We start from the raw sequence: 14878 nt of genomic DNA, 5'->3' as shown, positions 1-14878 counted from the left end.
GGACAGCTTCGAGGTACCAGGGATGTGCCCGGCCGGGGTCGTCAGGTCGGTGGGTGCCGAGACGGGTGTGGCTCGGGCCGTGGCGGCCAACGCTGACGTGGTACGCGGCGTGGTGGTTCGTGCCGTGGTGGCCAACGCTGAGCTTCCGCCGGCGGTGGAGGACCGCCGGCGGTGGCGGCTCAGACGGTCAGGGTCAGCTCCGACGTTCCGGGAGCCGCCTCGGCGACCGTGTCGGTGCCGGCAATGGTGGTGCGCCAGGACGCTGGTTCCCGGCCGCTGAACTCTGCCCGTACGGTGATGGTCGCTCCCGTGCGTTCGACGGAGAACGTCGTCCGGCCCGACCCTTCTGCGTCAGGGATGACAAGATCGGAGTGGTGCCCGTCGGCGATCTCGTAGAGGCGCAGGGTGAGTCCGTCCGCGTAGTCATAGTCCGGCCGGTCGTCCACGGACCCCACCGGGAGCACGGTGTCCGGCCGCACCAGCACGGGCAGGCTGTCGAAGCCGTGCCGCTCGCTCACCCAGCGTGGGCCCGTGACCGTCGAGCCGTCCAGCAGCGACGTCCACGTCCCCTCGGGCACGTAGTAGGAGACCTCGTCCGAAGCGGACATCACCGGTGCGACGAGCAGCCGGTCGCCGAGCATGTACTGCAGGTCGAGGTGGGTGGTGGCGCGATCCTCGGCGAACTCCAGGGCCATCGGCCGCATCGTCGGGATTCCGCCGTCGTATGCTTCGCGTGCCACCGCCGACAGGTACGGCATCAGCCGCATCTTGAGCCTGGTGAACGCGCGGAGCACGTCGACGGCCTCGTCGTCGAATGCCCACGGCACCCGGTACGAGCGCGAGCCATGAAGGCGGCTGTGCGACGAGAGCAGGCCGAACGCGGACCACCGTTTGAACACCGCGGGATCGGGAGTGTTCTCGAAGCCGCCGATGTCATGGCTCCAGTACCCGAAGCCGGACATGGCCAGTGACAACCCTCCGCGCAGGCTTTCCGCCATCGAGGCGAATGTCGAGTCGCAGTCGCCGCCCCAGTGCACGGGAAACTGCTGACCACCGGCGGTCGCGGACCGGGCGAAGACCACGGCGCCGCCCTCGCCCTCATGCTCGCGGAGCAGGTCGAAGACGGTCTGGTTGTACAGGTGGGTGTAGTAGTTGTGCATCCGGTACGGGTCGGCGCCGTCGTCCCAGACGACGTCGGTGGGGACTCGTTCACCGAAGTCCGTCTTGAACGCGTCGACGCCCATCTCCATGAGCCTGCGCAGATGGGAGGCGAACCAGGCGCGAGCCTCGGGGTTGGTGAAGTCCACCAGCGCCATCCCGGCCTGCCACATGTCCCATTGCCACACCGAACCGTCCGGACGGCGGACCAGATACCCCTTCGCCTTGCCCTCGGCGAACAGAGGTGAGCGCTGCGCGATGTACGGATTGATCCACACGCAGATCTTCAGGCCGCGCTCTTTCAGCCGCTTGAGCATCCCCGGCGGGTCGGGGAAGGTGCGCGGGTCCCACTCGAAGTCGCACCAGTTGAACTCGCGCATCCAGAAACAGTCGAAGTGGAAGACGCTGAGCGGAATGTCGTGTTCCGCCATGCCGTCCACGAAAGACGTGACCGTCGCCTCGTCATAGTCGGTGGTGAACGAGGTGGACAGCCACAACCCATAGGACCACGCCGGCACCCGGGCGGGCCTGCCGGTCAGAGCGGTGTACCGGCGCAGGATCTCCTTCGGCGTCGGACCGTGGATGATGAAGTATTCGAGCTCCTGACCCACGACGCTGAACTGCGTACGGGAGACAAGCTCCGAGGCGACCTCGAACGACACCGGGCCGGGATGGTTGACGAAGACCCCGTAGCCGGCGTTGGTCAGGTAGAACGGCACGTTCTTGTATGCCTGTTCGCTGGCGGTGCCGCCGTCGTTGTTCCAGACATCGACCACCTGCCCGTTCTTCACCAGCGGGCCGAAACGCTCGCCGAGCCCGTATACCGCGTCGGCGGGGTTGAGCTCGAGCTTCTCGACGACGTGATGGGCGCCGTCGGGGGTGGTCATGAACCCCATCCCCTTGGCGCTCGACGAGGTGAGCAGCCGCTCATCCGACGCCTGGTCCGCGACGAAGTCCACCCGCCACGTGTCACCCCGATGCACCCGGACGCTCAGCCCGCCGCTGGTGAGCTCGGCGATGTCGTCATCGCCGCGGACGGTGACATCCGGAGAGCCTGCGCCGGGAAGCTCGAAATGGGGCGGTCTGTCCAGCCCGCCCGCGTGGTGGGTGATCCGGACCCCGATCACATCTGCCATGGGGGAGAAGAACCGCACCGTCGCCATGGACCGGTTCAGGGTGTCCCCTCGGTGTGCGATGCGCTGGGTCGGCGCGTAGACGGTGAGGCTTCGGTCGCCGGGTTCGACGTCGTATGCCTCGGCCGGGTACAGCGCCTCGACTCCGGGGCGCATGCCCCAGTAGCCATCGGTGAACTTCAACGCGTTGATCCTTTCGGTTTCTCGCTATTTGACGGCACCGGCGGAGATTCCGCGGGACAGCGTCCGCTGGAAGAACAGGAAGAAGATGATCGCCGGAATGACACCGAGCAACGCCGCGGCACTCGTGGTGGTGGCGTCCATGAGCCGATCGCCCTGCAGCACGCCGAGTGCCACCGGAATGGTCTGCTTGTCGTTGGAGATGAGGAACACCAGGGGGATGAAGAACTCGTTCCACGTCCAGATGAAGAAGAAGACCACCAGAACCGAGAGCGTCGGACGGCTCATCGGGAAGACCACCCGCCACAGGATCTGCCATTTCGACGCGCCGTCCAGCGCCGAGGCCTCCAGAATCTCCTTGGGGAACGTGCTGAACACCGACGCGAGCAGGTAGGTGCCGAACGCGCTCTGGATCACCGTGAAGATGATGATCACGGCGAGCTGCGTGTTGTAGAGGCCGACCTGGTTGGCGATGTAGAACAGCGGGTAGATCAGTGCCTCGTGCGGGAGCATGTTGGCGATCAGGAACAGCACGATGATGCTCAGCCGGCCCTTCACCCGCCCGATTCCCAGCGCATAGGCATTGAACAGGGAGACGATCACCGCGAGGATGGCCACGGACCCGGCGATCATGATCGAGTTCCACAGCTTCTGGCCGAAGTTGACCCGGTTCCAGAAGTCGATCATGCCGTCGAGGTAGAACGAGGTCGGAAGTGACAGCGGCCCTGAGTTGGAGTAGTCCGCCGGCGTCTTGAACGCGTTCAGCACGATGACGGCGAACGGGAAGAGCATCGCCAGTGCTCCGGCTACCAGCAGAGCGAGCACGATCCAGCGTGCCGCACCGCGATGGTGCCGGTCCCGCCGCGCCGGCAGTGCGCCGTTGTTCGGCGTGGTCGGAGGAGCGGCTTGAGTGGTGGTCATCGGCCGGTGTCCTTCCGCTCGCTGCGTGCCTGGAACCGGATGAAGATGACGCTGAGCACGATGATGATAAGGGTCAGGATGGTGGCGATCGCGGAGCCGTATCCGACGTTGGCACGCTCGAAGAAATGCTGGTAAGCGAAATACGACGGCACGTTCGTGGCGTCACCGGGGCCGCCGCCGGTCAGCACGAAGATCGGGCCGAACACCTTCATCGACGCGATGGTGGCGGTCAGCGCGACGACGAACATCTCGGGCCGGATCTGCGGGATGGTGATGGCCCGGAATCTGCGCCACCAGCCCGCGCCGTCCAGCTCGGCCGCCTCGTAAAGGTCGGGATCGACCCGCTGCAGGGCAGCCATGAAGATGACCACCGGATACCCGATCTGCACCCAGACCAGGATGGCCATGACGCTGGGTAGGGCCGTGTTCGGGTCCCCGAGCCAGTTCTGCGCCAGGCCGTCCAGCCCTACCGACTCCAGGAGCGTGTTCAGCGCACCGTTCTGCGGGCGGAGAATCCAGCCCCAGACGATGCCCGCCACCGCTACCGGCAGGATCTGCGGCAGGTAATACATCGCCCGCAATGTGCTGGCGGTGCGGGCGCCGAACCGCTTGCCGATGATGTCGAAGAGCACCGACGCCAGCACCAGTCCGATGGCGGTCGGCACGACGACCATGGCGATGATCATCGCGACCGAGTTCCGGAACGACGTCCAGAACGTGTCGTCGGAGAACAGCCGGCTGTAGTTGTCCAGGCCGGTCCAGCTGATCTCGCCCACGCCGGGCCAGTCGGCGAAGCTCAACCCGATGTTCATCACGAACGGCACGACGATGACGGCGGTGAACAGTAGCCCGCCCGGTATGAGGTAGAGCCAGTACACCGGGCTGCGCTCGCCGATGCCCGCGCCGTTCCGGGCGGGCCGGCGGCTGCGTGTCGCCGCCTTGTCCGGGGCTGTGTTGACGGTCATATGCACGCTCTCAAGAGGATTATGGTCGTCGGGGACTCAGGCGTACGGCACATGGAGCCCGGACCGCGACCGCGGCGGGGCTCCATGTGCCGTACCACCTGCTACTTCGTCAGTTGAGGAAGTCGTCGACGCCGGTGTCATAAGCGAGCTGCAGCTGTTCCAGGACATCCTGCGGGGATGCATCGGCGTTGATCAGCTGCTGGACCGACGACGCGAGGTCGTCGTAGAAGCCGGGAGCCGGCCAGTCCGGGTAGAACGCGAGCCCGTCGGCCTCGTTGATCTCGTTGAACAGCGTGATGAGCTCAGCGCTCTTCTCGTCGTCGAGATCCTCGGGGTCGGCCGCGACCGGCACCCCGCCGTTGTTCCCGAGCAGCGCCTGGATCTCCGGGCGCATGGTGATCTCGATGAACTCGTAGGCGAGCTCCGGGTTCTCCGACGCGGTGGGGACGACCCACAGGTTCCCGCTGGAGCCCGGGTGTAGCTCCGAGCCGGGGAACTCGAAGATGCCCCAGTCGAAGCCGTCGATCTCGTCGACGAATCGGCCGTACCACCAGGACCCGGAGAACAGCATCGGGTAGTCGCCGGCGATGAACGACGTGCCCATGTCCTCTGCGGTCAGACCAGCCGAGTCGCCGGGAACGTAGCCGGCCTCGACCCAGTCGGCGAACGTGTCGGCGGCGTGGGTGAGCTCTGGCCCGTTGAAGTCGACAGGGTTCTCGTACAGCTGGTAGTCGTTGACGAACTGCCGGTCCGCTTGGGTCAGCGCCAGTTCGTAGAACAGCTGACCGGCCGGGTACTCGGCCCCCGACATCGCCAGCGGCGTCACATCCGCGTCGACGAAGGTATCCATGGCGCTGATCAGGTCGTCGTAGGTCTCCGGTATCTCGACGCCGTGCTCGTCGAACAGGTCCTGGTTGTAGAAGACCATGACGAACTCGCCGTAGTTCGGCACGCCGTACCACGAGCCGGAACCCATGATCCCCTGCTCGTCGTAGCGCGCCGTGGTCTGCAGGCTCTCCGAGAGCATCTCGTCCCAGCCGTGCTCCTCCACCGCACCGGTGATGTCGGTGAGCAGGCCCTGCGAGGCCAGCAGCCCGGCCGACGCGTTGCCCTTGTTGTACTCCATGATGTCCGGCGCCTCGTCGGTGTTGAGGATCATGTTCGCCGACTGCCGGATCTGCTCGAACGCCTTCTCCTCGAACTCGACGGTGGCACCCGTCTCCTCCTCGAAGATCCGCATCGCCTCGTCCCAGGCGATGCCCATGGCGCCGTTCTCGCTCTCGTAGTGCCACAGAGTGATGGTCTCGCCCTCGCCGGACGGCGCGTCGTCGTCGCTGTCGCTGGATCCCGTGGTGTCGTCGCTGTCGTCTCCGCCGCACGCGGCGAGCAGAAGCGCACCGGCGGCGAGCATGGCGGTGCCGGCGAGCAGCTTTCTGGTCGGAACGCGGGTCGCATCAGCGGCGCCGCGTGCCAGGGTCGTCCTGGACCTGGTCATGGTCGATCACTCCTTCGTGTCGGGGCTTGGTGAGCTGCTCCGTCGTGCAGAGCCTCTTCTCGTGAGATCGTGTGCTCCGTTGTGCGGCTACGTGCCGCCCTGAGGGTGTTCGAGGCGGCCGGACGCGAACGGGCCCGGGCCGGTCGTCGCCTGGACGTCCAGGCGACATGGGATGAGCTCGTGCAGCGGCGCTGCCTGGGTGCCTTCGATCCGTTCGATCAGCGAGGTGACGCCTAGCCGGCCTAGCTCGGTGCCGGGGGCGCACATCGTCGTCAGCCGGGGATGGCTCAGCGCGCCGACCTTCGGCGACGAGACGATCGACAGGACGGAGACGTCATCGGGTATCCGGTGCCCGCGATCCAGCAGTTCGGCCATGGCCCCGAACGTCGCTGGGTCGTTCATGGTCACCAACGCGGTCAGGTCTGGGTGGGCGACCGTGAGCTCCGTGAGCGCGGTCCGGCCGGCGTCGGCCGTGCCTTCGCAGTGACGGATGACGACGGGCAGGTCCCGGTCGGTCATGTACTTCTCAAAGGCCTCCTCGGTGCGGACCGCGGGACCGTATCCCGAATCACGGCTGGCCGAGGAACGGCTCAGAAACGCGATGCTTCGGTGGCCCAGCTCGACGAGGTGGTCGATGGCACCCGCGACGGTGGCGTCGAAATCGATATCCGCATGGTCGAGTCCTGCCGGCTCGGCAGTGCGGCCGATGAGGGTGAAGGGCGTGGTGCTCTGCCCGAGCAGCGTTACCCTGGGGTCCTCGAGCCGGACCTCCATCACGACGACGCCGTCGGCAAGCCGCTGCTGTATCAGATCGCGCGTCTCGCTGACCTCGTCGTTCCCGATCGGCCAGAGCACCAGGTGGTAACCCTGCTCCCGTGCGGCCTCGGCGGCTGCGGTGACGAACTCAAGAGCGGCGCCGGACAGCCCGTGCTCGATCGCGGGGAACAGCAGGGCGATAATGCGGGTCCGGCGGCTGGCCAGGCTGCGGGCGATCGCGTTGGGCTGGTAGCCGAGCTCATCCATGGCGGCCTGGATGCGGGCCCGAGTCTTATCGCCGACGGGGCGGACGCCGGTGAGCGCATAGGACACCGTGCTCACCGAGACGCCGGCCAGCTTGGCGACGTCGTTCATGGTGGCCATCGGGTCTCCTCATCACGTGGTCCGGCGGTGTCGAAGCGGTTAGTCGAAGCGTTTCGACACTCCGATGTTTCGCCCTTGTTGCGCCTCACGTCAAGGGGCTGATGGTCACGGATCGGTCTCGTTGTTCTCAGGGCTGTCGCCACGGGGGGTCTGCGCTGGACAATGTGGTGCGGGCCGGGAAAGGCCTCGTGGGTGGGTTGCGCGGGCTTCGAACTCGTCACTTCTGTCCCGGCTCGAAAGGCGCATCGATGTGACCCTGGCCGCATTGGGAGGGATGATCTGCATCACATCGGCGAGCCGATGTGCAGTTTGGGTAAGAAATCAGGCAGAATCACGGCCGCGGACCGGGCACAACCACGGGCTCTCATGCGTTACCAAGGGCACGACGGAACGTGGTACCAGCAGGTGCCACGGACCGCGACCGTTAACACATATGCGCCCCACCAAGGAGACAGTCGAATGGCGACCGATTACGACGCACCTCGTAAGACCGAGGAGGACATCTCTGAGGAATCCATCGAGGAGCTGAAGACCCGGCGGATGGACAAGACGTCCGGCATCGTCGACATCGACGAGTCCGAGCTCAACGAGGCCCTCGAGCTGCCTGGTGCTGACCTGTCCAACGAAGAACTGGCAGTGCGGGTGCTGCCCAGGCAGGCGGACGAGTTCACTTGTAGCCAGTGCTTCCTGGTTCACCACCGGAGCCAGCTGGCCAAGGAGGACAACGGACGGTTAACCTGCCGTGACTGCGCCAGCTGAGGGCCATCAGGCTCGGACAGCGGCAGATCCGGCGGCAGCGGCCGTCGACGTCTTGGTGACACGCCTTGACGACGACGTGCCGCTGCCGTCGTATGCCCATCCGGGCGACGCGGGTGCGGACCTCGTCACCACCGAAGCGATCACGATCGCTCCAGGCGAACGCGCATTGGCCGGCACGGGCATCGCTATCGCCCTACCGGCCGGATATGCTGCGTTCGTCCATCCGCGATCCGGGCTCGCGCATCGCCTGGGAGTGAGCATTGTGAACACGCCCGGCACGATCGACGCGGGGTATCGTGGCGAGATAAAGGTCTTGCTGGTCAACCATGACCTCCGCGAGTCCGCTGTGTTCGAGCGGGGTGACCGGATCGCGCAACTGGTGATCCAGCGGGTTGAGCATGCTGTGTTCCATGAGGTGACGCGGCTGCCGGGGTCGGCCCGCAGCGATGGCGGCTACGGCTCGACGGGCAGGTAACGCCGGGCCCGCACGGCCGCTCGTGGGACGCGTGACGATATATGTGAAGGAGACAGGTGGTGTTTCGACGCCGACGGCGGGACGACCAGGAGGCACGGGAGGAGCCGGGCCAGGCGGAGAGCACCCCGGAACAGCCCGACGCCGAGCCTGGCGCGGGAGAGGACGAGCGAGCGGCCCCGGCCGACACTGAGGTCTTCGATCGCCGGAATGGCCCGTTCGACTCCTCCGAGCTCGACCTGGATGAGGCCCGACGGAACCGCATCGACCTGGGTGGGCTGCTGATCAGGGCCGTCGAGGGGATGAAGTTGCAGCTCCAGGTCGACAAGCGCTCTGGGCGCGGCACCAGTGCCATTCTCGGCCTCGAGGACGCCGCCGTTCAGCTGGTAGCGGTGGCGGCGCCGCGTACTTCGGGCATGTGGGAGCAGACGCGGCTGGAGATCGCCACCACCGCACAGCGTCGCGGCGGCACCGCCCAGGAGGGCCCGGGTCCGTTCGGCACCGAGGTGCGCATGGTGGTGCCGGTGAAGACCAAGGACGGCAAAGAGGGCCGGCAGCCGTCGCGCGTGTCGGGTATCGACGGTCCGCGCTGGATGCTGCGCGCGACATTCCTGGGAAAGGCGATCACCGACGCGGCCGCGTTTCAGAGGATGGTGGCTCTGGTGCGTGACGTGGTCGTGGTGCGCGGAGACGCACCTATGCCACCGGGCGAGGTCATCGCGCTACAGCCGCCCGAACGCAGCGGTGCCGGCGCAGAGACCGCCACGGTTGCCGAGGGCGATGCCGCCGAGATCCCGGCAGACGACCCAGCCGCGGATGGGACGGGTTCGGGTCAGTGAGCAGATCGGATCCACCGGAGGCCGGTACCGGAGAACGGCAGCGTCCCAGCTGGTTGGGGTCGCTCGCCGGCGATGACAAATTCCGGGCCTCACATGCCCTGACACCTGCGGCGTTTCTCGACGCGGGCTTGCCGTTGGCGTTGTTCACGCTGGTGTACTCGGTGGGCGGCCGCAACTTGACCTTGTCGCTGTGGATCGCTTTGGGCGCCGGCGCGTTGCTCGGTATCTTCCGGCTGTTCCGGCGCGAGCCCATGCAGAACGTGATCGCCGGGTTCTTGGGGCTCGGCGTAGCGGCCTTCTGGTCACACCGCACCGGCCAACCCGAGGACGTGTTCCTCCCGGGATTGCTGATCAACGTCGGCTACGGAACGGCGTACCTGGTGTCGATCGTCGTCCGATGGCCGTTGCTCGGGGTCTTCGTCGGCCTAGCCACCGGACAGGGGACATCGTGGCGGCGGGATCCCGCGTTGCTGCGTGCCTACACCGTGGCCAGCGCCTTGTGGGTCGGGATGTTCGCGCTCCGGCTCGCGGTGCAGGCGCCGCTGTACTTCGCTGGGGAGGACCAGCTGGGATGGCTCGCCGGCACCAGGCTGGTGATGAGCTGGCCGCTGTTCCTGCTCGTCGCGTATCTCTCCTGGCTCATCATCCGGCCCGCGTACCGAGCCCGCCAGGCGGCGGTGACGAGTGAGACGCCAGTGACGAGCGAGGCGGAGGAGTCTCCGGACTCGTCGAGCAGCTGATCATGCCCGCCACGATCAGCTGCTCGTGACGCCGATCAGCCGTGGTGCGGTGAGAGCAGATCCTCGAGCTGTGCCTCGCGTTCTGGAGCGGCGACGAAGAGCAGTTCATCGCCGACCTGTAACGCCAGATCAGGCACCGGGCTGAGGACGTGCTTGCCGCGGATGATCGACACGAGCGAGGTGTCGTCCGGCCAGCGCACATCGCTTACCTTGGTCCCAGCGATCGGTGCGTGGGCGGGTAGCGTCAACTCCACGAGGTTCGCCTCGCCCTGGCGGAACGTGAACAGCCGGACCAGCTCGCCTACGCTGACCGCCTCCTCCACCAAGGCGCTCATGATCCTGGGCGTCGAGACCGACACGTCCACCCCCCACCCTTCGGTGAAGAGCCATTCGTTGTCCGGATGGTTCACCCGGGCGACGACGCGTCCGACCCCGAACTCAGTTTTGGCCAGCAGCGACACCACGAGGTTGACCTTGTCGTCGCCGGTGGCCGCGATCGCGACGTTGCACCGGTGCAGGTCTGCTTCCTCAAGGGTGGACATCTCGCAGGCATCGGCGAGCAGCCATTCCGCGGTGGGTACGGTGGCGGCCTTGATCGCCTTCGGGTCGCGATCGATGAGTAGCACCTCGTGGCCGTTGTCGAGGAGCTCGGTGGCGATGGAACGGCCGACGTTGCCCGCGCCGGCGATGGCGACGCGCATCATCCGTCCGCTCCTGCGGGTAAGCCCGCGCTCGTGGGTCTCCCGGTGAAGACCTTGACAGCCTGAGGTATGTGTGTGTCTGCGATGACGGCGTGCACCCGGTCGCCCTCCTCGACGATCGTGTCCCCGGTGGGGATCAGACCTTGGCCGTAGCGGTTGATCAGCGCGATCCGGGTGCCGGACGCATGTTCCAGGGCCCGGACCGGCGAGCCGATCCATTTCTGCCCGATGTGGACCTCGGCCAGGCGTACCGTGCCGGACGGATCCACCCATTCAGTCTCGAGCTCTTCCGGGAGGAGGCGCCGCAACACCTGATCGGCCGCCCACCGGACGGTGGCGACCGTGGGGATACCGAGCCGCTCGTAAACCTCGGCCCGGCCAGGGTCGTAGATCCGTGCGACGACATTGGTGATGCCGAACGTCTCGCGTGCGACTCGGGCCGAGATGACATTGGAGTTGTCACCGCTGCTGACGGCCGCGAACGCTCCTGCTTCGTTGATCCCTGCCTCACGCAGCACGTCCCGGTCGAAGCCGACACCGGTGACGGTACTGCCTTCGAACCCCGGGCGTAACCTTCGGAAGGCATCTGGGTTACGGTCGACGATGGCCACCGAATGGCCTCGTGCTTCCAAGCTGCCGGCCAATGTGGAACCCACCCGGCCGCAGCCCATGATCACAATGTGCACGCTGAACCCTCCCACTCGATCTTCTTAAGATATCGCCTGTGGGTACTGGTGTGGAGCCTCAAAGTCTGGAGCCTGTCAAACGTGGAGCCGGTTGGTACGGAGATCGTCGTCGATGTGGAACGGGTCGGGCACGGAGGATTCTGCGTCGCCCGGCACGAGGGACGGGCTGTGTTCGTCCGGCATTCGCTGCCGGGTGAGCGCGTCCGCGCCCGGATCACCGAAGGGACCGAGGGTGCACGCTACTGGCGGGCGGACGCAGTCGAGGTGCTGGTGCCGTCCCCGGACCGGGTGAGGGCACCGTGCCCATACGCCGGTCCCGGACGATGCGGCGGCTGTGACTGGCAGCACGTGGACCTGCCCGCGCAGCGTCGGCTGAAGGCGTCCGTGGTGGCCGAGCAGTTGGCTCGGTTGGCCGGCCTGACCTTGGACGTCGAGGTGGAGCCGCCGAGCGGCGCGGTTCCAGACGACGACGGCCTCGGCTGGCGGACCCGTGTGGCCTACGCCGTGGACGCCGAGGACCGCGCGGGTCTGCGCCGGCACCGGTCCCATGACGTCGTCCCGATCGACGAGTGCCTGATCGCCCATCCGGATGTCCGGTCGATCGGCGTCGAGGCGCGTCGATGGCCGGGCGTCGATTCGGTGGAGGCGATCGTGTCCGGGTCGGGGGACCGGCTGGTGATCGCCGAGCCCGGGCAGCTCGAAGTGGACCTTCCGACGCTGCCGGACGAGGTGGCGGTCGCGACCACGCAGGACCGCGGGGGCCTGACACCGGTGCATGGCGCAGCTGAGGTGACCGAGCGGGCGGGCGGCCGTCGGTGGCGGGTCAACGGGAGCGGGTTCTGGCAGGTGCACCCCGACGCCGCGGAGACGCTGGCGCGCGCGGTGCTGGAAGCGCTCGCACCTCAGCCCGGGGAACGTGCGCTGGATCTCTACAGCGGAGTCGGCCTGTTCGCGGGCGTCCTCGCGGAGCAGGTGGGCGCTGATGGCCTGGTCACGGCCGTCGAGAGCGACCGGCGGGCGGTCGACGACGCCCGGCACAACTTGCGCGATCTGTCGAACACAGCGGTCGTCGCGGGAAACGTGGAGCGAGTCCTGGTCAGGGACTCGCGTGAGCGGGAGGAGCGCGACGGCCGGGCGGGAGCCGGACGCGGACGTGGCCCCGGTAGTCGGCGCAATCCGCGTGATCGCCGCGGGGGCCGGCGCACCGAACAGCGCTCCGCAGCGCCCGATCGGCAGCTGGATGCCGACATCGTGGTGCTGGACCCGCCCAGGGCGGGCGCGAAGCTGACTGTCGTCACGGAGATCGTGCAGCGCGCGCCGCGCGCCGTCGGGTACGTTGCCTGCGATCCGGCCGCGCTGGCGCGGGACGTCGCCGCCTTCGCGTCGCACGGATACGAGCTGACCTCGCTGCGTGCGTTCGACCTGTTCCCCATGACACACCACGTCGAGTGTGTCGCGCTGCTACAGCCGAGTTCCGGGGGCTGAACAGGGCGACGGCTGCTTCGTGGCCTGACGTTACGGACAGGGGTCCGACGCGCGCTCTGAGTGTTACTTGAGGCCACGAGGCTCGACCGGGGGATCGTTCCTGCCGCCGCCAGCGCACGTGAAATGCTTGAACACATGCAGCTACGGATATTCACCGAACCTCAGCAAGGCGCAAGTTATGACGACCAGCACCGGGTAGCTCAGGCGACGGAGCGGCTAGGCTTCGACGCGTTCTTCCGCTCCGACCACTTTCTGGCGATGGGCGACTCGGACGGGCTCCCCGGACCCACGGACTCGTGGGTGACGCTCGCTGGACTGGCGCGCGAAACGTCGCGGATCCGGCTCGGGACGCTGGTGACCTCGGCGACCTTCAGGCATCCAGGTCTGCTGGCTGTCCAGGTGGCGCAGGTGGACCAGATGTCCGGCGGCCGTGTGGAGTTCGGTCTGGGCACCGGTTGGTTCGAAGCGGAGCACGCCGCATACGGTGTGCCGTTCCCCGCGAAGCGGTTCGGCCTGTTCGCCGAGCAGCTGGAGGTGATCACGGGCCTGTGGAATACGCCATTGGGGGAGCGGTACAACTTCTCCGGCGAGCACTACACGGTCACCGACTCGCCGGCCCTGCCGAAGCCGGCACAGTCGCCGGTGCCGCTGGTCATCGGCGGCCATGGAGTCAAGCGAACACCGGCCCTGGCGGCCCGGTTCGCCACCGAGTTCAACCTGGGCTTTCCTCCCAAGGCCGAGGTCGCGAGCCGGTTCGGCTACGTCCGCAAGGCGTGCGAAGAGATCGACCGGGACCCGGACGACATGATCTATTCGGCGGCGATGGTGCTCGCCTGCGGCAAGGATGAGACGGAGTTCTCCCGGCGTGCGGCCGCCATCGGCCGTGAGCCGGACGAGATACGCGGGAACGGGCTGGCCGGGACGGTCCAGGAGGTCGTGGACGGCATCGGTGCGCTGGCCGAGGCCGGGGCGAGCCGCGTCTATCTCCAGGTGCTCGACCTTTCCGATATCGAACACCTGGAGCTGGTCGCTGCCGAGGTGGCTCCGCACGTCACGTCGTTGTGAACCCGGAGCCACCCATGGCTCACTCGACCGTGACCGACTTCGCCAGGTTGCGAGGCTTGTCCACGTCGTGGCCGAGCGCGCGGGAGGCGTGGTAGGCGAGCAGCTGTAGCGGGATCATCATCAGCAGCGGATCGAGCTCGGTCTCGTTCCTCGGCACGGTGATGACCTCCGCCTGCACCTCGCCGAGATCGACCTGCGGATGGGTCACCACATACAGCGGGCCGGACCGGGCGGCGATCTCGTGGAGCGCGCCGATGTTGCGTTCTACGAGTTCGTCGTCCGGGACGATCGCCACGGTCGGTACCTCGGGGCTGATCAGCGCCAGTGGACCGTGCTTGAGCTCGGATGCCTGGTACGCCTCGGCGTGCCGGTAGGAGATCTCTTTGAGTTTCTGCGCGCCCTCCCGAGCCACCGGATACCCGCGAGTGCGGCCGATATAGAACAGGTTCTCCGCCGAGGCCAGACGTTGCGCGATCGAGGCCAGCCGTTCTTCGTCTTTCAGGACCGTCTCGATCTGTTCGGGAAGCCGTTGCAGCCCCTCGACGAGCCGCCGGCCGTCGGCGGGGGAGAGGTCGCGGATGCGACCCAGGTGGATGCCGAGTAACGCGAACGCCACGCCCATGTTGGTCAGGGCTTTCGTGGAGGCGACCGCCACCTCGGGACCGGCATGCAGGTAGATGCCGCCGTCGCACTCCCGCGCGATGCTGGAGCCGACCACGTTGACCAGGCCGACCACCCGGCCGCCTTTGCGTTTGAGCTCCTGCACCGCCACGAGCGTGTCGAACGTCTCCCCGGACTGGCTGACGGCGACGTACAGAGTGTCCTTCTCGATGACCGGGTTGCGGTAGCGGAACTCCGAGGCGGGCTCGGCGTCCGCGGGCATCCGGGCGACCTCCTCGATGAACTGTGCCCCGAGCTGGCCCGCGTAGTAGGCGGAGCCGCAGCCGAGGATCTTGACCCGCCGGAACTCCCGCGCCTCGCGAGCGTCCATGTCGAGTCCGCCGAGATGTGCCGTGGCGAACCGCTCATCGAGGCGCCCGCGGATGCATCGCTGGACCGCCTCCGGCTGCTCGAGGATCTCCTTGTGCATGAAGTGCTCGTGCTCGCCGGGGTCGTAGTCGTCGGCGGTCCACTCGACG

General features: G+C 67.2%; 14 protein-coding genes. 6 read left to right on the top strand and 8 right to left on the bottom strand.

Annotated features, from left to right (window positions below; genetic code table 11):
- Positions 1-179: 179 nt before the first annotated feature.
- The 5 genes from yicI to ELR45_RS00610 form a co-directional block, all read right to left on the bottom strand.
- Positions 180-2474 carry an alpha-xylosidase gene (gene yicI / locus ELR45_RS00630; protein WP_129662614.1) on the bottom strand — a complete coding sequence of 765 codons (2295 nt, stop codon included), beginning with the start codon at positions 2472-2474 and terminating at the stop codon, positions 180-182.
- A 24-nt stretch (positions 2475-2498) separates the two neighbouring features.
- Positions 2499-3392, bottom strand: coding sequence for a carbohydrate ABC transporter permease (locus ELR45_RS00625; RefSeq protein ID WP_129662612.1), 894 nt, complete (start codon positions 3390-3392; stop codon positions 2499-2501).
- Positions 3389-4357 (bottom strand): carbohydrate ABC transporter permease, encoded by a 969-nt coding sequence (locus ELR45_RS00620; RefSeq protein ID WP_129662610.1) that lies wholly within the window; start codon positions 4355-4357, stop codon positions 3389-3391. Before ELR45_RS00620 ends, ELR45_RS00625 begins: the two co-directional genes overlap by 4 nt.
- 109 nt (positions 4358-4466) lie before the next feature.
- Positions 4467-5852, bottom strand: a complete 1386-nt coding sequence (locus ELR45_RS00615; RefSeq protein WP_129662608.1) for an ABC transporter substrate-binding protein — start codon at positions 5850-5852, stop codon at positions 4467-4469.
- Positions 5853-5939: 87 nt separating this feature from the next.
- Positions 5940-6992 carry a LacI family DNA-binding transcriptional regulator gene (locus ELR45_RS00610; RefSeq protein ID WP_129662606.1) on the bottom strand — a complete coding sequence of 351 codons (1053 nt, stop codon included), beginning with the start codon at positions 6990-6992 and terminating at the stop codon, positions 5940-5942.
- A gap of 459 nt (positions 6993-7451) precedes the next feature.
- Between ELR45_RS00610 and ELR45_RS00605 the strand changes: the two genes are divergently transcribed.
- From ELR45_RS00605 to ELR45_RS00590, 4 genes are read left to right on the top strand one after another with little or no spacing between them, the layout of a single operon-like run.
- Entirely contained in the window at positions 7452-7751 is a 300-nt protein-coding gene (locus ELR45_RS00605; RefSeq protein WP_129662605.1) for a DUF4193 domain-containing protein, read from the top strand.
- Between the two features lie 52 nt (positions 7752-7803).
- On the top strand, positions 7804-8226 hold the full coding sequence (gene dut / locus ELR45_RS00600) for a dUTP diphosphatase (RefSeq protein WP_420813787.1): 423 nt from the start codon (positions 7804-7806) through the stop codon (positions 8224-8226).
- 59 nt (positions 8227-8285) lie between these two features.
- A complete protein-coding gene (locus ELR45_RS00595) occupies positions 8286-9062 on the top strand; it encodes a DUF3710 domain-containing protein (protein ID WP_165367333.1) in 777 nt (258 codons plus the stop codon).
- A complete protein-coding gene (locus tag ELR45_RS00590) occupies positions 9059-9802 on the top strand; it encodes a DUF3159 domain-containing protein (RefSeq protein WP_129662599.1) in 744 nt (247 codons plus the stop codon). Before ELR45_RS00595 ends, ELR45_RS00590 begins: the two co-directional genes overlap by 4 nt.
- Positions 9803-9837: 35 nt before the next feature.
- Here ELR45_RS00590 and ELR45_RS00585 read toward each other — a convergent pair whose 3' ends face one another.
- Complete coding sequence (locus ELR45_RS00585; protein WP_129663382.1) at positions 9838-10503, bottom strand: potassium channel family protein; 666 nt, start codon at positions 10501-10503, stop codon at positions 9838-9840.
- A complete protein-coding gene (locus tag ELR45_RS00580; protein ID WP_129662597.1) occupies positions 10503-11189 on the bottom strand; it encodes a potassium channel family protein in 687 nt (228 codons plus the stop codon). Before ELR45_RS00580 ends, ELR45_RS00585 begins: the two co-directional genes overlap by 1 nt.
- On the opposite strand from ELR45_RS00580, the gene ELR45_RS00575 reads away from it, so the two are divergent.
- Both ELR45_RS00575 and ELR45_RS00570 read left to right on the top strand, forming a co-directional pair.
- Positions 11184-12674, top strand: a complete 1491-nt coding sequence (locus ELR45_RS00575; RefSeq protein WP_205855620.1) for a class I SAM-dependent RNA methyltransferase — start codon at positions 11184-11186, stop codon at positions 12672-12674. The genes ELR45_RS00580 and ELR45_RS00575 overlap by 6 nt on opposite strands.
- Before the next feature lie 135 nt (positions 12675-12809).
- Positions 12810-13739, top strand: a complete 930-nt coding sequence (locus ELR45_RS00570; protein ID WP_129662593.1) for an LLM class F420-dependent oxidoreductase — start codon at positions 12810-12812, stop codon at positions 13737-13739.
- A 19-nt stretch (positions 13740-13758) separates the two neighbouring features.
- Here the strand turns inward: ELR45_RS00570 and ELR45_RS40210 are convergent.
- Positions 13759-14878, bottom strand: a 1120-nt coding sequence (locus ELR45_RS40210) for an isomerizing glutamine--fructose-6-phosphate transaminase (RefSeq protein ID WP_240759037.1), incomplete at its 5' end; no start/stop codon positions are given.

This window comes from Phytoactinopolyspora endophytica (assembly GCF_004138495.1).
In the GTDB taxonomy this organism is placed as follows: Bacteria; Actinomycetota; Actinomycetes; order Jiangellales; family Jiangellaceae; genus Phytoactinopolyspora; species Phytoactinopolyspora endophytica.
The sequence above is the reverse complement of the archived record's forward strand: the minus strand, read 5'-3'. Positions and strand labels throughout refer to the sequence as shown.

What these genes read in the sequence shown, in the direction of transcription:
- ELR45_RS00625 (WP_129662612.1), bottom strand. Translation starts at nt 3,392, where the DNA reads ATGACCACCACTCAAGCCGCTCCTCCGACCACGCCGAACAACGGCGCA.
- ELR45_RS00620 (WP_129662610.1), bottom strand. Translation starts at nt 4,357, where the DNA reads ATGACCGTCAACACAGCCCCGGACAAGGCGGCGACACGCAGCCGCCGG.
- ELR45_RS00615 (WP_129662608.1), bottom strand. Translation starts at nt 5,852, where the DNA reads ATGACCAGGTCCAGGACGACCCTGGCACGCGGCGCCGCTGATGCGACC.
- ELR45_RS00610 (WP_129662606.1), bottom strand. Translation starts at nt 6,992, where the DNA reads ATGGCCACCATGAACGACGTCGCCAAGCTGGCCGGCGTCTCGGTGAGC.
- ELR45_RS00605 (WP_129662605.1), top strand. Translation starts at nt 7,452, where the DNA reads ATGGCGACCGATTACGACGCACCTCGTAAGACCGAGGAGGACATCTCT.
- ELR45_RS00585 (WP_129663382.1), bottom strand. Translation starts at nt 10,503, where the DNA reads ATGCGCGTCGCCATCGCCGGCGCGGGCAACGTCGGCCGTTCCATCGCC.
- ELR45_RS00570 (WP_129662593.1), top strand. Translation starts at nt 12,810, where the DNA reads ATGCAGCTACGGATATTCACCGAACCTCAGCAAGGCGCAAGTTATGAC.